This is a genomic window from Alteromonas sp. AWJ4_199, from assembly GCF_056159165.1.
The window spans coordinates 3,145,976-3,167,412 of the sequence record NZ_JBSWUR010000001.1; the positions used below are offsets into that span (position 1 = coordinate 3,145,976).

17 protein-coding genes are annotated in these 21,437 nt (G+C 45.6%); 4 read left to right on the plus strand and 13 right to left on the minus strand.

The genetic code is table 11. From position 1 onward, the window contains the following. Nucleotides 1–220 precede the first annotated feature (220 nt). The 12 genes from ACXAER_RS13780 to ACXAER_RS13835 all read right to left on the minus strand — a co-directional run bounded on the left by ACXAER_RS13780 (nucleotide 221) and on the right by ACXAER_RS13835 (nucleotide 13,943). Nucleotides 221–2,731: a TonB-dependent receptor gene (locus tag ACXAER_RS13780; RefSeq protein ID WP_474830086.1), complete on the minus strand. Its 2,511-nt coding sequence runs from the start codon at nucleotides 2,729–2,731 to the stop codon at nucleotides 221–223. Nucleotides 2,732–2,816: 85 nt separating this feature from the next. Further along, nucleotides 2,817–4,676, minus strand: coding sequence for an insulinase family protein (locus ACXAER_RS13785; protein WP_474830088.1), 1,860 nt, complete (start codon nucleotides 4,674–4,676; stop codon nucleotides 2,817–2,819). Between the two features lie 87 nt (nucleotides 4,677–4,763). Beyond that, nucleotides 4,764–5,924 carry a pyrroloquinoline quinone biosynthesis protein PqqE gene (gene pqqE, locus ACXAER_RS13790; protein WP_474830090.1) on the minus strand — a complete coding sequence of 387 codons (1,161 nt, stop codon included), beginning with the start codon at nucleotides 5,922–5,924 and terminating at the stop codon, nucleotides 4,764–4,766. Further along, nucleotides 5,914–6,318: a pyrroloquinoline quinone biosynthesis peptide chaperone PqqD gene (gene pqqD / locus ACXAER_RS13795; RefSeq protein ID WP_474830092.1), complete on the minus strand. Its 405-nt coding sequence runs from the start codon at nucleotides 6,316–6,318 to the stop codon at nucleotides 5,914–5,916. The genes pqqE and pqqD overlap by 11 nt, the downstream gene beginning before the upstream one ends. Beyond that, nucleotides 6,318–7,073, minus strand: coding sequence for a pyrroloquinoline-quinone synthase PqqC (gene pqqC, locus ACXAER_RS13800; RefSeq protein ID WP_474830094.1), 756 nt, complete (start codon nucleotides 7,071–7,073; stop codon nucleotides 6,318–6,320). The genes pqqD and pqqC overlap by 1 nt, the downstream gene beginning before the upstream one ends. Before the next feature lie 2 nt (nucleotides 7,074–7,075). After that, nucleotides 7,076–7,996 (minus strand): pyrroloquinoline quinone biosynthesis protein PqqB, encoded by a 921-nt coding sequence (gene pqqB, locus ACXAER_RS13805; protein ID WP_474830096.1) that lies wholly within the window; start codon nucleotides 7,994–7,996, stop codon nucleotides 7,076–7,078. 72 nt (nucleotides 7,997–8,068) lie between these two features. After that, nucleotides 8,069–8,140 (minus strand): pyrroloquinoline quinone precursor peptide PqqA, encoded by a 72-nt coding sequence (gene pqqA, locus ACXAER_RS13810; protein ID WP_071953288.1) that lies wholly within the window; start codon nucleotides 8,138–8,140, stop codon nucleotides 8,069–8,071. Nucleotides 8,141–8,244: 104 nt separating this feature from the next. Next, entirely contained in the window at nucleotides 8,245–10,122 is a 1,878-nt protein-coding gene (locus ACXAER_RS13815) for a leucyl aminopeptidase (protein WP_474830098.1), read from the minus strand. Beyond that, nucleotides 10,119–10,901: an ABC transporter permease gene (locus ACXAER_RS13820; protein ID WP_015068005.1), complete on the minus strand. Its 783-nt coding sequence runs from the start codon at nucleotides 10,899–10,901 to the stop codon at nucleotides 10,119–10,121. The genes ACXAER_RS13815 and ACXAER_RS13820 overlap by 4 nt, the downstream gene beginning before the upstream one ends. Then, a complete protein-coding gene (locus ACXAER_RS13825) occupies nucleotides 10,901–11,623 on the minus strand; it encodes an ATP-binding cassette domain-containing protein (protein WP_474830100.1) in 723 nt (240 codons plus the stop codon). Before ACXAER_RS13825 ends, ACXAER_RS13820 begins: the two co-directional genes overlap by 1 nt. Continuing rightward, complete coding sequence (locus ACXAER_RS13830) at nucleotides 11,614–12,597, minus strand: PQQ-dependent catabolism-associated beta-propeller protein (RefSeq protein ID WP_474830102.1); 984 nt, start codon at nucleotides 12,595–12,597, stop codon at nucleotides 11,614–11,616. The genes ACXAER_RS13825 and ACXAER_RS13830 overlap by 10 nt, the downstream gene beginning before the upstream one ends. Then, nucleotides 12,594–13,943, minus strand: a complete 1,350-nt coding sequence (locus tag ACXAER_RS13835; protein ID WP_474830104.1) for a type 1 periplasmic-binding domain-containing protein — start codon at nucleotides 13,941–13,943, stop codon at nucleotides 12,594–12,596. Before ACXAER_RS13835 ends, ACXAER_RS13830 begins: the two co-directional genes overlap by 4 nt. Before the next feature lie 184 nt (nucleotides 13,944–14,127). Between ACXAER_RS13835 and ACXAER_RS13840 the strand changes: the two genes are divergently transcribed. The 3 genes from ACXAER_RS13840 to pedF all read left to right on the plus strand — a co-directional run bounded on the left by ACXAER_RS13840 (nucleotide 14,128) and on the right by pedF (nucleotide 17,917). Then, complete coding sequence (locus tag ACXAER_RS13840) at nucleotides 14,128–15,036, plus strand: substrate-binding periplasmic protein (RefSeq protein WP_474830581.1); 909 nt, start codon at nucleotides 14,128–14,130, stop codon at nucleotides 15,034–15,036. A 300-nt stretch (nucleotides 15,037–15,336) separates the two neighbouring features. After that, nucleotides 15,337–17,124, plus strand: a complete 1,788-nt coding sequence (locus tag ACXAER_RS13845) for a PQQ-dependent methanol/ethanol family dehydrogenase (RefSeq protein WP_014977357.1) — start codon at nucleotides 15,337–15,339, stop codon at nucleotides 17,122–17,124. A 295-nt stretch (nucleotides 17,125–17,419) separates the two neighbouring features. After that, nucleotides 17,420–17,917, plus strand: coding sequence for a cytochrome c-550 PedF (gene pedF / locus ACXAER_RS13850; RefSeq protein ID WP_334050208.1), 498 nt, complete (start codon nucleotides 17,420–17,422; stop codon nucleotides 17,915–17,917). Nucleotides 17,918–18,377: 460 nt separating this feature from the next. Here pedF and ACXAER_RS13855 read toward each other — a convergent pair whose 3' ends face one another. Beyond that, nucleotides 18,378–19,406, minus strand: coding sequence for an alpha/beta fold hydrolase (locus tag ACXAER_RS13855; protein WP_474830107.1), 1,029 nt, complete (start codon nucleotides 19,404–19,406; stop codon nucleotides 18,378–18,380). Between the two features lie 667 nt (nucleotides 19,407–20,073). Between ACXAER_RS13855 and ACXAER_RS13860 the strand changes: the two genes are divergently transcribed. Further along, a complete protein-coding gene (locus ACXAER_RS13860) occupies nucleotides 20,074–21,348 on the plus strand; it encodes a hypothetical protein (protein ID WP_474830583.1) in 1,275 nt (424 codons plus the stop codon). The last annotated feature ends 89 nt before the right edge of the window (nucleotides 21,349–21,437 follow it).

A 21,437-nucleotide genomic window follows, 5' to 3' on the forward strand; every position in this document is an offset into this window, starting at 1 on the left:
ACTGGTTTAATGCTTTCGGTATCCAGTAAATTGATAATAGGTTTTATTGAATTTTGAACCATTGGCCGTAAGGCGTGTTAATCTCCTTCTTTAGTAGCGGGAAAATTAAATGTATAAATGATAAAAAACGCGACTACTGTGAAAAAGTAAGTCGCGTTTTTTGATTTTTTTTGCAGCTTTTGTGTGGATAAAAGCGCGTGTGGTAACAACTGCGATCTGATTAAAATCTCGCTTTTAAATTCATACTGACCATTCGCGGTTGTGCGGGGCCTACGAACTCTGCGCCTTCTACGTCGGGATAAATGTCTTCTAACACCTCATCCGCCTCGCCATAAGTGCCGAAGGTTTCATAGTCTTTGTCAAACAGGTTGTTCACACGTAGCGATGCGGTAAATGTGTCGTTGAAACGGTACGATGCAAAAATGTTTGCAATAACGTATCCGTCAATTTTTTCATTTTCGTTCGCCTCATCGCCCCTAAAGTACTGACTCGATGCTGAAATAACTTCTGCCCCTAAACGCGTTTTATCCGTCAAGGTGTAATCTGCATAGAGTTTGACTAAATGCTCTGGTTGGCCTGGAATCTTGTCACCTGGCGTTACGACCCGGTCCGGACCCTGAGGATTAAAGGGGCTAAATGAGGTGAATGATGATTCATAGGTTGCGTTAAGATAGTTGTAGTTTAACCGGTAGGTGAGTTTTTCCCATGTTGAGCCTACGCTGAATTCAACGCCCTGACGCTGGGTTTCATCAACGTTAATAAAGTATCCGCGAGAGGCAACAGAGCCTGCTTGTTGGAAGATAATATCGTCCTTACTTCTACTGTGAAAAACATTTAGCATCAGGTCGATGTTATCAATGCGTGTGGTGTAGTTCGCTTCAATAGTTTGAGTAACTACCTGATCAAGAGGAGGATCGGCCACAAATCCATTCGGTAATCGACACGGGTCGTCTTCATCTGCACAGCTTAACTCTGCTGGGCTTGGCGTTCTTGAAGACTGGCTGATTGCAAGATTCAACTGGCTTTGCTCATCAATAGTAATGTCTACCCCTACCGCTGGGTTAAATTGGGTAAAGCGGTGATTACCGTCCAATGAACCTTCACCGTCATCAATCAGGTCTTCCATAACAATATGGTCTCTGTTAAAACGTCCACCAAGATTGAGTGATACGGCTGAAGAGAGCTGTGTACTATTCATGAAAAAAAGCGACCATGCGGTGGTGTCTACATCTAATCTAACTCTTGCTTCTTGTGCCATGAGCCCGTCGATGGGTAAAACGGTGCGTGAGTCTTGCGCAGATTCGTTTTCCAAAATACCAAATGTAGTATCAGCGGCGTAGTTAACATCTCCTTCGGTGTAGCTGGCACCAACAATTAACTCTGAACTGAAGCCGCTTAAGGCATATTGTTTTGCTAGCTGAAAAGATAACCCAGTCGCTTTGGCGTCTGTGCGGCCCGTATTGTATGTTCCATCAAGTTCATCTGCGTCCACATCTGATATGTCGGCAAGCGCGGTATCGTCATCAAAGCCAATAAATTCAACCGCTTCTATATCGTCACCTTCTCCTACAACAGGCAAATCATCTTCATCGTCATCGTCATCGTCGTCGCCATCATCATCATTATCAAGCGGATCATCATCTTCATCGTCATCGTCGTCATCATCTTCAAATTCACACAGTGTTACGCGTCCATCAGCGAACTGGCAGGCACCAAAATCACTGTCATCGCCGTTGATTGATTGAGTTTGTGTATCGCGATAAAACATATTGGCGGTTAAAGATAAGGTGTCAGTTAAAACGAAATCACCGGTTATATTAACGTGCGTAAGTTCGTTGTTGGTCTGATCGGGGTGGGTGTAGACCGCTTCTCTTCCTTCAATATCCAGCAGTTCTATAGGTGACGCACCATTTCCGAGTAACTCGTTATCGGCCATAAACAGGTTCATGTCGAGATGCATTTTGTCACTTTTATAGGCAAGGGACGTAAATACTTGCTGCACTTCAGATGGTGAATAGTCGCGCCAGCCATCTTCTTCATAGTGATTCAGGTTCACATAATACGCCCATTGATCGTTATGACCACCTGATTCCACAGACGCGGCTTTCTGGCCGAATTGTCCAGCCTGTAAATCTATTTCATTGGCGTTGAAGCTAAACCCTGTTTTCGTTCTTAGCGCAAGGGCGCCGCCTAGCGTGTTTTGGCCAAACAGAGGGTTTGAACCAGAGTACAAAGAAACGGTATCTATGGCATCTAGCGGCATTAGGTCCCAATGCACAGTATCGCCAAACGCTTCATTAACCCGACCGCCGTTCAAGTACACCGAAATGCCCTGAGGTAGGCCAAGCAGCGGAGAGGCAGTAAACCCGCGGTATTGTAGATCGGGTTGGAACGGATTGTTTTGAACATCGTTTAGGTTCACGCTTGTAAGCTGAGTTTTGAGTAGCTCCGGCAATGAACGGTTAACGCTCCCTTCAATGTCATCTTGAGTGAGTGTCTGAACGTTGCCAAATACGGCAGAGTTATTGCTGTTGGCGCTAAGCGGCGTCGCTCCCTGTACCTCTATAACCTCGTAGTGGTCCATTGCGTCGTTAGCTTCTGCAGCAGAGCTAAATGCATAGGTTACAGCGCTTGCAATAATCGCAAGAGCAAATGGTGAACGGGCAATTTGATGTGTTGGAAATTGTGCAACGTTTTGGCTAGAGCTTTTTGTAGAAATTCGCGTAGGCATGGTCTTGACTGCTTCGTTATTAATTATAGCTTTAGTATTGCCTTAAGCATTCCCTAAAAATACCCTCCTTAAGAGGGAGGAAGTATCATAAATTGGTAGCAGTGTTTTTTCCCGAGTTTCCCCATATGGGCATCGACAAAATCGTATTGCACCAGTTTTCACGCTCTTTGATATTTGTATCGCTTGCACCAAACAAATACAGATTATTTTCATAAGTCGCAGCGCCCAGTGCATAGCATTCCCCCAAGGTCCTTGGTTGCCAAAAAAGCTGGTCAGCCAATACCTCGTGTAGTCTTGCTTGTTGATAAAAAGCAATGCGATACACCCAGTGCGAGGCTGAATTTAGAGGCACTGACTCTAATGTGTGGGGAGAGAGTGGGTTTAAAAATGGTGCTAAATGCGAAGCAATTTGCTCCGCGTTAAATCGCGCTAAAACAGTGGTGCTTCTAGCGAGGGGGTGTAACAACCGTGGGAGCGGAGGCAAGTTCTCTAAAGTAATAAAATGTTGGTACTTGGAGACAAGTCGCGGTATTAAAAGTGACTGCTCGCTATTGGAAGCGCTGGCTTGCGCGGAAAAGTCTTTGCGTGCCTTTCTAATCCGCTCGAGAGCTATTGACTTTTCCGGTGAAGGTAGAGCCCCTAAATAGGAGTGCGATACCTTATTGGCACTCGCTAGATAAGCTTTTTTGGTGGTACTATCTTTGGCGGCACGCTCGTTCCAAGACAACCCATTCGTTAATTGCGCAAAATAACGAATGGCTACACCTACACCTTCTGCGTGTTTACCAGTGCTTGGCATCGGGTTTGAAGGCGCGATATCTAATGAGGCGAGACACGTGGATACGATATCTTTTAGTCGTTCCAACTCTTGATTATTACTACCCTTTATCTGCTTGTGTGTCAGTTTTTTTGAAAGCCTTGGTGCAGCTTCTCTTGAAAACTCTCTTGCTTCTTCTTTAATCGCTTCTTTTGTGACGAGGCGAATTGCAAAATTGCCTTGTTGATTAATTTCAGGGTCAATAAATAAGGTGTTTTCAGGGCCTGCTACAGTGTTAAGCCTTGCTTCTTGCTGCTGTAAACCCTTTAGAAAGCACTGAGGAAACCACCAGGTTAAGACATGGCTTATTGATTCGTTTTTGCCATTTATTGTTTGTGAATCAAGGGAGGCTACTTTGTCTAAATGTGAGTGCTCGCGTTGTGATGCGTGCTGACTCAGGGGGGCGTTACTGTTCAGTGTTGATTCTTCGCTCAAAGCTGCTTTCTCGCTCAAGGCTGTTTTTTCGCTCAGGGCTGTTTCAGCGCTCAAGGTTTTTTCAGCGCTCAGGGCTGCTTCCACGCTCAGGGCTGCTTCCACGCTCAGGGCTGTAACAACCTCTTTGCATTGTTCAAATAGTAGGGTTGAATCGCTGTAAACCAGCGTAGTGATATTGCTTGGCTGATACCACTGGCGTTTGTAGTCTTGAAGCGCTTGAATACTGTTGCTGCCTATGGTTTGTGTAAACCCCCCCGCGTGTTGATAGGCATTTTTATTTGTGTCGGCCAATCGAATAGCGGCGTTTAATGCATAGTCGCTGTTTGCCTCTAGCATGGCGAGCTCGTTAAAAATAACCCCGTCACGCTCTAAGGTAACTTCATCGGTACCGTAATCCCGGTTAAGCAGGCCAGAGTACAGGTAATGTACAGCATCAAGCAGTACATTCGCTTTTTCAGATGAAGCGAAAAAGAAGGTGTACTCGGCGAGTGTGGTAGCGTTAATAGTGACGGGCAGAAGTGTATTGGCCGTAAAAAGCTCGTGGGCAGCGGGGTATTGGTGAGAGCGTCGAAAGCTCATATGCTCAGCTAAATGAGACAACCCAGTGTGGCCTGCTGCAGGGGTTTTTAGCGCGAAAACAACGCTATGCACTTTTGATCCAGAGTCGGCATTAATGAAATGAAATTCAGACATACACTTTTGTCATTATGGGTTAACAGTCTCTCTTACCACTCAGCGCTCACCATTTCGTACTCGTCACATAGTATTTATCCCAAACACTTAGCTTGATGTATTTACTTCTAGAATGGGAATCGGCTTTTCCACCTTCCGATACTGAAGTGCCCTCGACGGTGCAGTACCTGCTTTATCGGTAATGCCTTTCATCAAGTGGTGATCGGGCGACTTGCTGCAAACCGGATCTGTCTTATACATATCACCTGTTAGTAGGTAGGCCTGACATCGGCAGCCGCCAAAGTCTTTATCTTTTTCATCGCAGTCCCTACAGGGCGAAGGCATCCAACTATCGCCACGGAAATGGTTAAAGCTAAAGTCTTGGTGCCAAATATCGTGCAACGAGCGTTCTTTCACATTAGGAAAATTAAGGGGCAATATCTTTGCACTGTGACACGGAAGGGCACTGCCATCTGGCGTTACGGTTAAAAACGTTGTGCCCCAGCCATTCATGCACGCCTTAGGGCGAGATTCGTAGTAGTCGGGCGACACAAATATGAAGGTTGGGCCTTTACCGTTTTGCTGCGCGCGGTAGCGGTTCACTGCGGCCTCAGCTTCCTGTAGCTGCTGTGAAGTAGGCAGCAAATGGTCTCTATTTTCATAGGCCCAGCCGTAATATTGTACGGTAGCTAGCTCGACAAAATCAGCGTTCAGCTGCTCGCTGAGCGCCATCACGTCTTCTATTTCGTGAATGTTTTGCGCGGTAATACAGAAGTTAAGCACCATAGGGTAGTTGTATTGTTTTACCAGCTTCGCAATTTTAAGTTTTTGTTCAAATGAGTGACGCTTGTTGCCTATTAAGTCGTTTACTTCAGCATTGGCTGACTGAAAGCTCAGCTGAATGTGGTCAAGGCCGGCTTCTTTGAGCTTGGCAATACGTTTTTCTGTCATGCCAATGCCAGAGGTGATCAAGTTGGTGTAAAAACCCAAAGTCCGCGCATAAGCGACCAAGTGCTCCAAGTCTTTTCGAAGCAATGGCTCTCCGCCAGAAAAGCCTAATTGCACGGCGCCCATTTCCCGCGCTTCACGCAGCACACGCTCCCAATGCTCAGTAGAGAGCTCATTAAATGTTTCTTCCATGTTTACTGGGTTTGAGCAATATGGGCAATGCAATGGGCACTGATAGGTAATTTCGGCTAGGAGCCACAGCGGAGGCGTTATGCTATTTGGTACGTCGGTTTGTAAATCAACGTCTGTATTATTCGTCATAGCGGATCCACTTCTTTTGCTCGGCATGGACCAGAAATGCATGAACATCTTCTTCTAAATCATCGGGTGCATCTCGAAACGCTTGGCGAAGTTCAGCACAAATGGCATTTTCCGTATTGCTTCCATCTACTCGCTTAAGAATTTCTGCCGCAGAAGGGTTAAGTTTGATCATTCCTTCGGGGAACAACAAAACATAACAACCCTGAGCTTTCTCGTACTGCATACGAAAAAGCGGGTTTAAAGAAGCTATTTTGTCTCTTGTGCGGCCGCCCTCGTTTCTGTGATTGCTGCTATTTTCAATGTTGTCTTCCGGGTTATTTGAACCAATGTCATCAGCACCGACGCTATCAGCATCTAAGTGGTGTTCGGTTTGCGATTGTAAATTCGACATCATTAAAACCTCCCTTTATGGCACACCCGCTGGTCGGCAATACCATCAAACGGCTTTCTCTTATATTCATAGGCAAAGCAAATGGCATCAGCAATGCTCCACAAAATATCAATTTTGAACTGCAGTATATTGAGTGCATGTTCTTGCTGTTGTCGGGTAATAAAGTGGTCAAGGGTAATCTGCAGGCCATGCTCTACATCACGGCGCGCCTGACTTAACCGCATTTGAAAGTAGGTAAAGCCTTCACTATCAATCCATGTATAGTGCCTAGGCCAGGTATCTAATCGGCTTTGATGTATTTCAGGGGCAAACATTTCAGTTAATGATGAGCAGGCAGCCTCTTCCCACGACGCACGGCGGGCAAAATTCACATAGGCATTTACTGCAAACTTAACCGCTGGCAACAGGTGGGTTTCATCAAGTAACTCACTGCGGTTCAAGCCTACTGCTTCGCCCAACCGCAACCAGGCTTCTATGCCGCCCAGTCCGTCTTCACCTTCCCGTCCATCGTGATCAATAATTCGTTGGATCCAGGTTCTGCGTACCGATTGGTCTTCGCAATTCGCTAAAATTGCCGCGTCTTTAACCGGTATCGCCATTTGATAATACAGTCGGTTGGCCACCCAGCCCTGAATTTCATCAACACTGCAGTGTCCTTCATTCATACGTTTATGAAAGGGGTGATGAATATGATAGTAAGCGCCTTTTTCTCTTAGTTTTTGTTCGAATTCTTGTCTAGACCATGCGTGTTCTGTCATTACTACACCTCAATTTCCATACCGTCGTAAGCCAATTCAATACCTTGCTCACACAGGCTGTGATAGGCACTGGAGTCTTCGTCAAGCACGCGATTTGTGTTGTTGATATGAATAAGCACTTTACGCTTAACGTTAAATTCATTTAAAAGCGCTATCGCTCCGCCTTTTCCATTAACCGGCATGTGGCCCATATCCGTGCCCAGCTTGTTGCTGAAACCGTGATCTATCATTTCTTCATTGGCCCACAGCGTACCGTCAAATAGCACGCAATGAGATTCGCGCATCACCTGTTTTACTGTGTCGTTTGCCTGCATACATCCCGGCGCGTAAAAAAGCACATTGCCCGTGGTGTCGTCAGTTATCTTCAAGCCAATATTGTTGCCCGGAACAATGTTGTCGCGATACGTCGAATAAGGAGGGGCATTAGACTCCAATACCACCGGTTGGAAAGTCAGGCCTTCTGCCCCTTTTGGTACAAAGTGTTGATGATAATCGGTATTAATTGAATGCTGCTGTAGTCCGCCGTGCCAGTGTTTTAATACGGTAAAAAGGGGGAAGCTGGTGGTTAGGTCTTCGGCCACAACATCGGTACAATAAACGGGAAGGGGTAAGCCTTCGCGCAATGTTAGCAGGCCTGTCGTATGGTCTATTTGACTGTCGGTAAGCACAATTGCGCTTATACGTGTGCCGCGAGACACATGGTCCTCGGGCCACAGCTGCGGATGGCTATTTATCTGCTCCCTTAAATCGGGAGAGGCATTAATGAGAACCCAATTTTTACCATCGCTACTGACAGCAATACTCGACTGTGTTCTGCCTTTCGCCTTTATTTTACCTTCGCGTAAACCCTTACAATTTGGGCAGTGACAATTCCATTGCGGAAATCCACCCCCGGCGGCAGCACCAAGAATCAATACGTGCATAACAACTCCATACTACAAGTAAAAAAAGGCTGCATCGGCAGCCTTTTTGTTCATCATCCCAGAGGGCGTTGCCTAGCGGTTATTGATGTAAAGAGTTACTTCAAAACCAAGGCGCATTTCTGTGTATTGGGGTTTAGTCCACATAATTGTTCCTCTTCTTTATGATTAAACGCATGACTGAGTATATGTTGAATATGTGTTAACAGATATCCTCCTAAGGGAGGATATCTGTCATGAATTTTGATGATTTATTGATTATTTTTGATAGCGCAGCGGCTTAAGTAAGATAACAGCAAAGGGATAGGGCGGCCGGTCGCCGATAATGATTTGGTGTAGGTAAAAGCGGTTCCTGCCACATCGAGGTGAGCCCACGGCGTGCCCTCAGCAAAACGAGACAGAAAGCAGCCTGCCGAAATAGCTCCGGGAGAGTTTATGCCCGTATTCATCATATCCGCGTGCTGAGAGGTAATGGCGTCTTGATATTCTGGCCAAAGCGGAAAAGGCCAGCACCTGTCATTAGCCTGTTCCCCCGCTTCTATTAACGCATTTTCAAGCGCTGATGAGTTGCTAAAAAGCGCAGTGGCTTTTTGCCCCGTTGCGCTAATGGCCGCGCCGGTTAGGGTTGCAATATCAATAATAACCGAGGGGGAGAGCTGTTTCGCGTAGCTGATTGCATCGGCCATAAGCATACGCCCTTCTGCATCGGTGCTCATGACTTCCACGGTTTTTCCTGAGTGCATAGTAATGATGTCACCCGGGCGATAGGCTTTGCCATCAATTGCATTATCGGCACTCGCCACAATACCAATAATAGTTATATTTAACCCCAGCGTGGCAACCGCCTGAATGACGCCCAATACACAGCCAGCGCCTGCCATGTCGTAAATCATATGGCGCATGTCAGGGCTGCGTTTTAACGTTATGCCGCCGCTGTCAAACGTAACGCCTTTGCCAATTAACACTACCGGCGGTGAATTCTCTAAACCTTTGGCTGTGTAGCGAAGAATAGGCATGGTGGCAGCAAACTGTGAACCTGCATTTACCGCTAAATAACCGTTCATACCTAGCTGCTTCAGCGTGCTTTCATTGAGGATATCGCAAGAAACCGTGCTAAAGGTTTGCGCCAGATGCTGAGCTTGTTCGGCCAGATAATTTGGCGTACACAAGTTGGCTGGCATGTGGGCGAGATCTTTAGCCCAGGTCATCGCGGCATTAAGGGCTGATTCATAGCGGATAGTGTGTGAAACGAGACGCTTTTGCGCGTTAGTAAAGTGCTTGGCATCTAATGCAAGAGACAGCGAGCCCTTGTTTTTAATGACTTGATTAATTGCTTCATTATTTGCGTCGTTTTTTTCAACACTATTTGCGTTGTTGTTGTCACTGAGAGGCTGACTGTTGGAAACCGAACGATTATTCGTCTTATAGCCTTTAAAGTGATAGCCGTGCTTGAAATAGCTTCTAAGTAGCGCACTCAGAAATGGTGAGTGGCTCGCAATAACGTTAACGGGGTCACTGCTTGCTGTTTCAGTGGTAGAAAGCGCCATTAACGACAGCGTTTCCAAGGTTACCGACACGTTTTTAAGTTTTTTAAACAATGCATCAAACTGCTGTTCTACGTAGCGAAAAGCTGGCGCGTTAGTTTGGTTCAAGTCACTGCTGCTTTTTGAATTAAACGAAGAATTTGAATCGCTAGCGTAGCTTGAGCGGTTGACATTGGAAGGGTTCTTCATTCTAGATAAAGTCTTGGCATTAGATAAAATCTGGGTACGGCTAGAGGAGCTGAGGGCATTTGATGCTTCAAGAAACGGAAGGTCGACACCATAAAACAGCACCCGTTTTACTTCAGCTAATTGTTGGATAATTTTGTTTTTTCCGCTGTTTTCGGTATCAGAGATGTAACTTGTTTTAAACGCCTTAAGGCCTTGTACTAATACACATTGGCCTTTATTTCCTGCAAAACCTTCATCGTCAAAAACCTGCTCAATGTATGTCTTAGCGGGTGTTGAAAAGTGAAAGAGTTGGCTCGCTAATAACTCGGGCGTAGTTAAAATAAGTAAGCAGTCACTATCGCCTAATATTTCAACTTTGTTGCTTTCATTAGCCCATATTAGGTTTGCTTTTATCACGAGAAGCGCCCTTTTGAGGCTTTGGGGCGAAAGCTTCTCACAGCGAAAATAAACGTGATGGCTGTAAGGCAAAGTACAACGGCAAGCGCGTTGTGTTCGAGTTTTTCATAGAGCGCAAATCGCAGTAATTCTACGCCGCTACTAAAGGGGTTAAAGGCACAAATCTGATACAGCCATTCGCTGGCCTCACGCATTTTCCAAAGCGGGTATAAGGCGCTTGATAGAAAGAACAATGGGAAAATGACAAAGTTCATGACCCCGGCAAAGTTCTCTAGCTGCTTAATATAGTTTGCCAGTAATAATCCTAACGAACCTAAAAACAATGACAGTAGTGCAATAACAGGCAACGCATAAACGTATCCCAACGCAGATAGGCGTACATCTAGTAAAAGCGCAAAGGCAAAGAAGATGTACACCTGAATAGCGCTTACCAAGGTGTTGGCTATAAGCTTGCTGCCTAGCAGAAAAGGGCGGGGAACCGGGCTTAACAGCAGTACTTTCATGCTGCCCATTTCTCTGTCGTACACCATGGACAATGAACTTTGCATACTATTAAAAAGCACAATCATGGCGGCAAGCCCGGGTACAATGTACTCTTCGTACAAAATGTAACTCTCGTACGGCTCGGTCATTGAAAGACCCAGGGCTGAACGAAACCCTGCGGCAAAAACAAATAGCCAAAGCAGCGGGCGCACCAATGCACTTAACAGGCGTGTACGTTGCTGCCAGAACTTCAGCATCTCTCGGGTAAGTACGCCAACAAAACAGCGCCAATACATCAGGAGCCTTCCTGCATCAAATGCTGCCAAAGGTGCTCAATATCTTGTTGATGATACTTGGCTAACAAGGCTTCACATTTATCGTGGGCTAACACTCGTCCTTTTGATAGGACTATCAAGTTGTTGTTGTGCTTCACTTCTTCAAATAAATGCGTGGCCCACAGTACACTTACGTTTTGGGAATGAGCGAGTGCTTGTACTACCCGCAAAATAAGATGACGGGATTCTATATCTAAGCCAACGGTAGGCTCGTCTAGTAGCAGCAAGGATGGCTTGTGAATAAGGCAGCGAGCTAACTCGACCCGACGTCTGTGCCCGCCATTTAAGTTGCGAATTTTTGTGTTGAGCTTACTCGTAAGATCGAGCTCGTCGAGCAGGTCTTGAATATGAGATAGCGCGCTAGTAGTACTTATGCCGTGGAGCGAAGCAAAGTAGGACAAATTTTGTTTTACTGATAAGTCGATATCTAAGGTACTTTGCTGAAATACCACGCCCATTTTCGCCATAATACTTGTGCGAGATTGAGACAGGGTAGCACCATCAAAGGTAATGCTGCCTTGCGTGAGTTTTTGAAGGCCCGTAATAAGCGCAAATAAGGTACTTTTGCCTGCGCCATTTGGCCCAAGCAGCATGGTTAAGCCTGGTTTTAGGCAAAGGCTTATATTGTCCAGCGCGTGATGGCCGCCGTACTGATGTGAAACCGCCTGAACCGCTATTTCCATTTAACCGCCACGCCCCAAGGGTATCGCCCCACTTTTACCGTATGCTCTACGTTTAACGTGTGGGTATTGATGACAGAAACATCACCGCTTACACCGTTAGTGGTCAGCAATAAAGACTGATCTTGATTAAACGCTAATTGCCACACTCGTCGCCCAACCAAAATGTAGTCTTCCACTTCGAAGGTATCGGTATTGATGACCGCTATGCGATTCGCTGGGCCAAGCGCCACGAAGGCGTAGGGCTTATCTTTCATAAGCACAATACCCACTGGCTGAACCTTGTCGCGATAAACGCCTTTAATGGCAAAGGAAAGGGTCTTCACTTTTTGCTTAGTGGCAGTATCGAAAATACTAACGGTGCCACCTATTTCCGAGCTTACCCAAAGGTACTTGTCATCTTTGGTAAAGTGAGCATCTCTGGGTCTTGCATCAACTAAGCTATTTGCAATATTTTCATGAGTATTGGTATCTATCCAGTGCACCATGTTAGTGGTTTCTGATGTGACGACCATCATGCTGCCGTCGTGACTCACCGCCAGCCCCTCAGGCTCTACGCCTACATCTATCTGAGAAATGACCTGAGCCGTTGGAATGTCGATAACAGTAAGAAGGGCATCGTCTTCATTAGCTGTGTAAATAGTGGTGCCGTTAGGATGTAATGCTATGGTTTCAGGATCTGCACCTGAGGGAAGATCGCCCACTATGGAATGGGTAGACAAATCCATAATTTGAATGCGATCAGCATCAGAGGCACAGATATACGCGTGGGACTGGTCTGCACTTAAAATAAACCCTCGGGGTCGCTCTCCAACCTCGATAGTTTCAACCACATCAAATGTCGTCATATCAATGACAGATAGCGTGTTGTCTTTTTCGTTAGTGACATACGCTTGAGGAAATGCAAAGGCTTGAGGAAGTGCTAAGGCAAAGGCTGCCATTAAACTGCCAAGCAAGAGTGCAAAGCGATAGCTCATAACTTGTCCTTACAGGTAGTGGGTGTTGCGCCTAATGTGTCCAGTTCGTTGGTTTGGTGCAAAAAGCCTTCAAGGGGCGCATGAGTCACCAGTGCGTCTTCGTGGGCCAGCGCAATAGGCTGACGAAATTGGTGGGTGTAGGGGCGAATAGAAAGAGGGCGACCTTTATAGGCACCCAGCGTGAAGAGGTCGCTAAGCAAGGTGTTAAGTATTCCCTGCTGCTTTAAATCGCTTCCTTGCTGCGCAGCATTTGCCACCGCCGTTACCGCAAGATACGCGGCGAAGTCGACTTCATTCATGTGTCTGTTAAACCCTTCATTAAAGCGGCTTTGAAGCTGACGGGCGCCCCATTGTTCGTGGGTAAAATGCCATCCTAGTGCTTTTAGGCCGGCGGCGCCTACTACAGGTACGGGATAATAGGTGTTAAAGGGTAGGCTATACGCGAATTGCGCCGCGCTATCGGCGGTAAAAACAGCCTGATAGGTTTCTGTTGTTCGCGTAAATTGAGGAATTTCAGCAAAGGCAGCCCTGCGTAAATCGAAGCTATCCTGCCACTGTTTAGTTTCAACAAGTGAAAGTTTGAATTTTTTAGCGCTGCGTTTGAACGCGGCTAGGTATGCAGCATCGTCAGCGGTTTTTCCGTAAACTGCAAATATCTCGTCAATACGCTTAGTGCGAAACCACTGGGCTAGCGCGTCGGCTTTCATCTGATAACTGGGGATTGTATGAAACAAGGGCAGGCGACATGAATTTTGTCTCAGCAAATCATCGCTATTAGCTACGTTAAAAAATACGGCATTAGGAAGCGTGCTTTGAATATTGGCAATCAACTGCTCAATTGAGGCAGCCTTTACCTTATCACTGCTTCGCATGTCCAGTAGTACAACGGGTGCAATGTTGCCTTGCTGATTGCTGCTTATTTCTTTGTGATTTGTGTTAGCACTTGAAGCAGAGTGCTTACGTGTTTTAGCTAAAGAAGCTTGCAGTTCGCCGATAGAAGGCACACTGATTTCAGTTAACTCAAACTGATAACCAAGAAATTTTCCCGTGATGTTGGCATCCTTTATCGCCACACTTGCGCCAGCCAGCCCCTGATTGCTTGGGGATTTTAAATAGTCTGGTGTGCCTGGTGGAGATGTGCCCGCAACTTTTATGTAAATGACCGAAATAGTGGCGGAAGAAGCCTGTGGTGCAGCTTGTTGAGCCTCTATGGGTTGCGCTTCATTAAACGCGAGCGCGCTGTTTAAAAACGACAACAGAACGCAGCAAAAAATTGACGCTACACACTTTTGATAGCGCTTACCGGTTAATCGTCTTTCAACCGTGCTTTTTACACCCTTTGCCATATATCACCCCGAGCTCAGCTGCATGCTTTTGCTGATATCTGTTTGTCTGACATAAGGGTATATGGCAATTTTCCCGAAGAACATCCTCCTAAAGGAGGAATGCTATGGCGCTAAAGTAGCATTAGTAAAATCACGCTAACCCCTTAGTATGCTTAAGAAGTTCGATTAAATGAGTGGGCAAGCTGTGCAGTTAGTTAAACCTTTTCGAGTTATTTTCATTTTACTCTGCCTGATAACGGGTTCTGCGTTTTCTGCGTTCGGGGAAGCAAGATCGTTAGACGATATTAAAGACAGCGGTTTAATTAGAATTGCGGTGTACACCGACTATCCTCCATTTTCATTTATTGAAAACGACAGCCCCACAGGTATTGATATTGATATCGCCCGTGAAATCGCGAGCGCCCTTGGTGTTGAGCTAGAACTGATATGGATGACACCAGGTGAAACGACAGAAGACGATTTCAGAAATTACCTATGGAAGGGCCATATAATTCATCGCATTAAGGCTGATGTGATGATGCGCGCGCCTTACGACCCAAGCTTTTCTCAAAAACGTGACGACGTGGGCTTGTTGGTTAATGAGCTTGTTCATATGTTTGCCCCCTATCAGCGTGAAAGCTGGCAAATCATTCACAACACGCAAACCTTGCCCGAAGTGGAAACCATGGGCATGTTTCAGTATCACACGATTGGTGCGGAAATAGACAGCATTCCCCACTTTTACTTAACGTCAGCGTTTGGCGGCCGATTGCGAGAAAAAACATCGCACTATGGCTCAAACGCAGAAGCGTTTGACGCGATGAAAGCGGGAACCGTCGAAGCGGTAATGGGATTGCGCTCGCAAATATCCTACCTCAGTCAGTTTGTTGATAATGAGCAATATCGCCTTGCAAGCAACGCGTTTCCGCTTATTGGAAAGCAAAAGTGGGACATAGGACTTGCTGTTCATACTAATTATCGCGCGCTTGGCTATGAAATTGGTGATGTAATTACGCGAATGGTAGTAGAGGGCGATATGCAACGGTTATTTGAGAAATACAAAACCATTTATGAGATGCCGCCCTATTTTTCAGGGAATGAAAGTTCAGAATAAGATAATTCAGTATAAAAGCATGTGACCAATAGCGTTCAGAGCGATAGTACTTTAGGCAATAACTCAATGGCCAATTGCCTTCTTACCTCTAGCGCCGTTATCAGTCACGCATTACTTTAAAAAGACGTGAAAGCGTAAAGGCGTTAAACAAAAGGGAAAATAGCCCTTCATTCCTCCTCCTAAAGGAGGAGTCAAATCACTCCGCTGTTGCATAGGCATCGACATCCCCCCTAGCTATGCTAATCCTAACGAATAGTCTGAAACAGACCATTTATGGCCTACATGCAACTAGGAACCGTTATGAATAATAATATGCCAATTAAAAAACTTGCCCTATCTATGCTGGTTTGTGCAAGTGCGTTAACTCCTGTCCATGCTGTTGTCACCGACAAAGATATTCAAAATGACCACGTTACCACTGATGACGTAGTGACGTATGGAATGGGTTTGAAAGCTCAGCGCTATAGTCCGCTAACCGCTATCAACCGCGATACAGTAGAAGAAGTGCGTCCCGTGTGGGCGTTCTCATTAGGTGGTGAAAAGCAACGAGGGCAAGAATCGCAGCCTCTGGTAAAAGATGGTGTGATGTATGTAACCGGATCTTACTCTCGTGTGTGGGCCATCGATGCGAGAACGGGTGAAGAATTATGGCAATATGAGGCGCGTTTGCCAGACGGCATTATGCCTTGCTGTGACGTAATAAACCGTGGCGTAGCGCTTTACGATAATCTGGTCATATTTGGCACACTTGATGCCAAGCTAGTAGCACTGGATAAAGACACGGGTAAAACCGTTTGGAAGAAAAAAGTTGAAGACTACCGAGCGGGCTACGCCATTACTGCGGCGCCTATTGTTGTTGACGGAAAAGTCATTACAGGCATCTCTGGTGGTGAGTTCGGTATCGTCGGTAAAGTGTATGCTTACGACGCGAAGTCTGGCAAACAGCTATGGGTTAGACCTACCGTTGAAGGGCACATGGGGTATCTGTGGAAAGATGGTAAGAAAACCGAGAATGGTATTTCAGGCGGTGCGCCAGGTAAAACATGGCCTGCTGATTTATGGAAAACCGGTGGCGCAGCAACGTGGCTAGGCGGTACTTATGACTCAGATACAGGCTTGCTATTTTTCGGTACGGGTAACCCTGCACCGTGGAACTCTCACCTACGTCCGGGCGATAACTACTTCTCGTCGTCGCGCTTAGCTATCGATCCTAATACAGGCAAAATTGTGTGGCACTTCCAAACCACACCGCACGATGGCTGGGACTTCGATGGCGTAAACGAGCTTATCTCGTTTGACTACCAGGAAAACGGCAAGACAGTGAAAGCGGCGGCAACCGCCGACAGAAACGGCTTTTTCTACGTCCTCAATCGCGAGAACGGTGACTTTATTCGCGGCTTCCCGTTTGTTGATAAATTGAACTGGGCAAAGGGACTGGATGAAAAAGGTCGACCTATCTACATTGAAGAAAATCGCCCAGGAAGCCCAGCGCAATCAGCTGATGGTAAACAAGGTGCACAGGTTGTTGCTCGTCCTGCTTTCTTAGGTGGCAAAAACTGGATGCCAATGGCCTATTCAAAGGATACTGAACTCTTCTACGTGCCTTCAAACGAATGGGAAATGGATATCTGGAACGAGCCTACCTCTTACAAGAAAGGTGCAGCGTACCTAGGTGCTGGTTTCACCATCAAATCAGTGAATGAAGACTTTATCGGCGTACTTAAAGCGATTGACCCTAAAACAGGTAAAACCGTTTGGCGCTATAACAACTTCTCTCCACTTTGGGGCGGCGTGTTAACTACAGGTGGTGGTTTGGTTTGGACAGGTAACCCTGAAGGTTATCTTATGGCCTTTGACGACAAAACTGGCGAAATGGTTTACAAGTTCCAAACTGGCTCAGGTATTGTTGGCTCTCCAGTGACATGGGAAATGGATGGTGAGCAGTACATCTCTGTACTATCTGGATGGGGCGGCGCAGTGCCATTATGGGGCGGTGAAGTTGCTAAACGTGTGAAGCACTTCAACCAAGGCGGCACCGTGTGGACGTTTAAATTACCCAAGCGCTATCAGCAGGTGGCAAAAAACTAACCTTAGCTGAGCAGTAAATAGTGATTAATATATGGCCAGCGCCTGTGTGCGCTGGCCTTTTTTTAGTCACTTATTCATTCACCTGTTGGCAAGGTAAGTCTTCATCATTCTTATGGGCGTTATTTCGACTCTGACTTTAGCACTAACGTTGAAGCAGCAAGTGTAAGACTAGCGCTTTCAGTGGCTATCATTGTAGCCTCCTACCAAAGGAGGAGCCTTTCAAAACCAAAGTAGAGTTACCCCTTATTTCCTCGTACGTATACTTAATTCATAGTCTTTTGAGGATGTATGAATTATGGAAAAAAAAATATCGATGTTGTTTGCTGCACTCGTGGTAACTGGCTTGTCTGGTCACGTGCTTGCACATGGAAATGTTATCCCTCAAGGTGCAGATAGTTCAGAAATGCCGCCAATTACTAATGGCGATGAGTCTGAAAATGGCTGGGTGTTTGAAAACCCCTATCGAAGCCTTGATGAAGAAACCAAAACGAAGGTCATCAAGTTCGGTGAGTCAGCTTATGCAAATAACTGTGCAGGTTGTCACGGCTTGCACGCGCAGTCTGGCGGAATAAATCCAGACCTTCGCGAACTGGATCCAGAAAACTTTGAAGACGACGAATGGTTCGTTGAGCGCTTGCGCTTTGGTTCGGCGAAAGGAATGCCTGCACTTGGCGGTATTCCTGAAGGTCAAACCGATCCTATCTTAGATCAAGAGACACTTTGGGCGATAAAAACCTATGTGGAAGCGCGTCGCGTTGTCGCTATTGAAGAGGGTGAGATAGAAGCAGATTAAGGTGACTGCTACACCTTTTTCGCCGGGTTAACGTCGAGTTGCCCGGCATTTTTCTTTTCTAGCACGAAATTTATACAGGTTGACGTTTTTAATTGCAATTACCTTTGTTGCTTTGCAGCATGATGCTTATGTTTACCGTTCGGCATTCCTGCCCTATTTGGAAACCTTATGACCAAGATATTTGCATCTTCAATTTGTGCTATAGCGCTAACCGCTGCATCCGCTTTTAGCAATTTATATGGCTACACAGTATTGATACCGATAGCGAAGGAAACTTGTACACCACCGAAGTCAACACGGGTAGAAGAGTTCAAAATCTGGTATTTCAGGGTGTTAAATAACGCCCTTTTATAACAGTATTGAACCGTTTTCGGATTTGGGCGCAAAGGCAAAGAAAAATACCTTAATACGCCCCAGAAATTTACCATCGGTTTTTTAGAAAGTAATAACGACGCAGAGGTTAGTCATGTAATGCGTCTAAAAATGGCTCCTTAAATCGCTCAAAAGCTTCAATGTGGGGCAGGTGCCCGAGCCCTTCTAATTCAACAACATGGATGTTTGAATTGCGTGATTTTACTTCCTTGCCTAATCTGTCGTAACGACCTAATTCTCTACTTACGTTGTCATGTTTGTTAGCACGACCAGGCGCTGTGCGATCACGGGTACCTAATAATAGTGTGGTTGGCAGGGTCAAACTATCAAACTCTTCAATAACCGGTTGTGTAAATATCATATCGTAGGTCAGTGCATTAACCCGTGCTAGCGTTTCCCAGTCTGGGCCGTTTATCCACCCTTGTAAAAACTCGGCATGCTCGGCATATGTGTTGTTCCACGCACCGTCGTAATAGTTTTTTGTTTGATAATTAACGATCATCTCTGGCGTTTTCTTAAGCTCGTTTTGATACACCTTTTCTATATCGGTGTAACTTTCATATAGAAGATAATTTTCTAGACCAATTGGGTTTATTAATATCAGCTCTTCGCTTTTGTCAGGGGAAAGCAATGCAAATCGCGTAGCCAACATACCGCCCATGGAGTGCCCAACGATAATACTTTTTTCGACATTTAAAGACTGCATTAGTTGTCGCGTATTGTTCGCAAGCGTGGCAAAACTGTATTGATATTGTGTAGGTTTAGACGATTTTCCAAAGCCTATTTGGTCGGGAATAAGAACGCCGTAGCCCTGATTTTGCAGAAGACGAGCCGTACTTTCCCAGTAAGCTCCGTTAAAATTTTTCCCATGAAAAAGCGTTACCACAGGCTTTTCTTCTTTGGGAGGCAAAAACATATAGGCCATTTCTAGGTCGTTTCCCTGCGATGAGAAACTAAACATTTTTACTTCGAACGGATACTCCACCGTGCTCAAGCGTTTATCAAATGCGGGGCGGTCTAGGGAATTGGCGTCGGTTCCCAGTGCAAGAGAGACGTGTGAAAAGAGTAGCAATGACAGCATGCCATGAATTAGCAATACCTTTACATTTTTGAGCATAAATCACCTTCTGGCCAGATCAAGAGCGGATCGAGCCCAGTATGGCATACCCGTTTTTATCTACCCACTCATCCTCGCCTAGATACGACAACAGCACAAAATCTAGCGATGCTTCCCGATAATCTCAATAAGGCGCAAATGCTCTTGCTGTGTTCTTTTGATTATCCTTGCTTTGTTTGTTCATTGTTTGTAATCAAAAATGACCCTTTTGATAGCCTTTAAAGGTAAGGGTGTGTAAAAAGTGATTTTACTTTTTATTAAGTTTTGAAAATTTACAATTAAAGTTAACAATTTAAAGCTATTTAATATCAATCGCTTGTGATGTTTGTGCTATGCATTGATAAAAACTTGTTAATTTTTTGGTTGACGGGGATAACAAATGGTGGTCATATTCTCACATGTTGAGCATTTGATCTTTGTGTGAGCATTTGGGTTCTGGTGATGTTTTTCCCGATTTCTCCAAGATACGAAGACTCTTCAAAAATTACACTCCACACAATTACGAAAGAATAATAGAGGGTTCACAATGGGACTAGATACAACGAAACACGTGACGCAATCAACTAAGTTCGCTAAACGCGCATCTTTAAGTCTGATCGCTGCCGCTGTATTGGCGGCCACCGTGCCAACGTTAGGTATGGCGCAAGAGCTAAGCCAAGAAAAGCCGATGTACGTACCACCTAGTGAACCCAATGAATTTCTTGATGGACGAGTGCAAGTTAACTTCTTAGCTATGCAGAACTACCAAGCTATCCAAGCCAAAGATGGTGCGTTCCGCCCAGAAGATGAAACTCAGTCAGATGGCTTTGGGCGTCTTCGCGTTAACTTAATGTTCAAGTTCAAAATTACTGAAAACATAACTGCCGATATTGATATCGCTGAAGAGCCTAATGACTTTGGTAATAATGGCGACAGAGACTTCTCATTCCACCAAGATTTTGCCGGCGTTGAGTTTGATATGTTTGGACTGACTGGCTATGAAAAAGAGAACGCTAGCCTTATTCTGCGTGTGGGCAACATAGGTGCCTCTCCTTTCCAGTTTAAAGGTTTCCAAGACGGTGCGGACAACCAAGGTAACGCACTTATCGGTAACGGCATTAACGACTACGCCACTGCCGAAAACGGTATTCAGCTAAGCTACACCGAAACCTTCGATAGCGGCATTCTTCGTTCATACAATGTTGCGGGTCACATGACTACGTCAAGCTTTGGTGAAGCTTTTCAGGAAGATCGCGGCTACAACTACCGCTTGCAAGGTACCTTGGAATTTGAAGGTGGTTTTAAAGCTGGTCTTAACTTCTTCAATGCTAATCAAGGCGATCAACTTGTATTCGAAAACGGCCTTGCCAGCTTAGAAGGCGTTACCACGACCAACTATCGTTTTGGTGATGGTGAAAACTATAACTTTTCTGCGTCTGCCTCTAGCGAACGTGATACCCACGTAGGCGCATTGCCTGGCTTGAACCAGTCTATTATGCAGCTTAATTTGGCGTATCAGCCAAGTGACCAAACCAGCGTTATCTTAATGCTAGGTAAAGCAACTGACGACTACACCTTTGCAGATGTTAACGGTAATGCTGTTGCAGGTATCACTTACTTCGGTAATGAAGGCGTGTTAGACCCAACAGGTACTACGTTCGATTCTAACCAAGTCATTGAGGCTGATTCGTCAGTTGAATACTGGGTAGTAGAAGCGCAGCAGTACATTATTCCAGAGAAGCTCTATGTTGCTGCACGTTATGCAGAATCTGAAAATACGTCAGACCTTATTGAGCAAACCGATAATGAAGTTACTCGTCTACAGGTATCAGCGGGTTATTGGATCAACGACCGTACCCTTTGGAAAGTTGAATACGTAGACCAAGACGAGGGCGTTAATTCTGGCGGTCAAATTGGTGCAGGTTTCGACGGTTTGACCTCTGAAATTTCAGTTAAGTTTTAAGTCCGAGCCGAGTTTTAACACAAAAGGTTAGGCACTGAGTTGCTTCGCTGCCTAACCACCTAACTTACTTTAATACCTCTGATTTTTTT

Bases quoted from the DNA above. Each gene is read 5' to 3' on its own strand.
- ACXAER_RS13820 (WP_015068005.1), bottom strand. From the start codon at position 10,901: ATGTATTGGCGCTGTTTTGTTGGCGTACTTACCCGAGAGATGCTGAAG.
- pqqD (WP_474830092.1), bottom strand. From the start codon at position 6,318: ATGATGTCGAATTTACAATCGCAAACCGAACACCACTTAGATGCTGAT.
- pqqE (WP_474830090.1), bottom strand. From the start codon at position 5,924: ATGACGAATAATACAGACGTTGATTTACAAACCGACGTACCAAATAGC.
- pqqC (WP_474830094.1), bottom strand. From the start codon at position 7,073: ATGACAGAACACGCATGGTCTAGACAAGAATTCGAACAAAAACTAAGA.
- ACXAER_RS13830 (WP_474830102.1), bottom strand. From the start codon at position 12,597: ATGAGCTATCGCTTTGCACTCTTGCTTGGCAGTTTAATGGCAGCCTTT.
- ACXAER_RS13835 (WP_474830104.1), bottom strand. From the start codon at position 13,943: ATGGCAAAGGGTGTAAAAAGCACGGTTGAAAGACGATTAACCGGTAAG.
- ACXAER_RS13860 (WP_474830583.1), top strand. From the start codon at position 20,074: ATGTACGTACCACCTAGTGAACCCAATGAATTTCTTGATGGACGAGTG.
- ACXAER_RS13785 (WP_474830088.1), bottom strand. From the start codon at position 4,676: ATGTCTGAATTTCATTTCATTAATGCCGACTCTGGATCAAAAGTGCAT.
- pqqB (WP_474830096.1), bottom strand. From the start codon at position 7,996: ATGCACGTATTGATTCTTGGTGCTGCCGCCGGGGGTGGATTTCCGCAA.
- pedF (WP_334050208.1), top strand. From the start codon at position 17,420: ATGGAAAAAAAAATATCGATGTTGTTTGCTGCACTCGTGGTAACTGGC.
- ACXAER_RS13825 (WP_474830100.1), bottom strand. From the start codon at position 11,623: ATGGAAATAGCGGTTCAGGCGGTTTCACATCAGTACGGCGGCCATCAC.
- ACXAER_RS13855 (WP_474830107.1), bottom strand. From the start codon at position 19,406: ATGCTCAAAAATGTAAAGGTATTGCTAATTCATGGCATGCTGTCATTG.
- ACXAER_RS13780 (WP_474830086.1), bottom strand. From the start codon at position 2,731: ATGCCTACGCGAATTTCTACAAAAAGCTCTAGCCAAAACGTTGCACAA.
- ACXAER_RS13845 (WP_014977357.1), top strand. From the start codon at position 15,337: ATGAATAATAATATGCCAATTAAAAAACTTGCCCTATCTATGCTGGTT.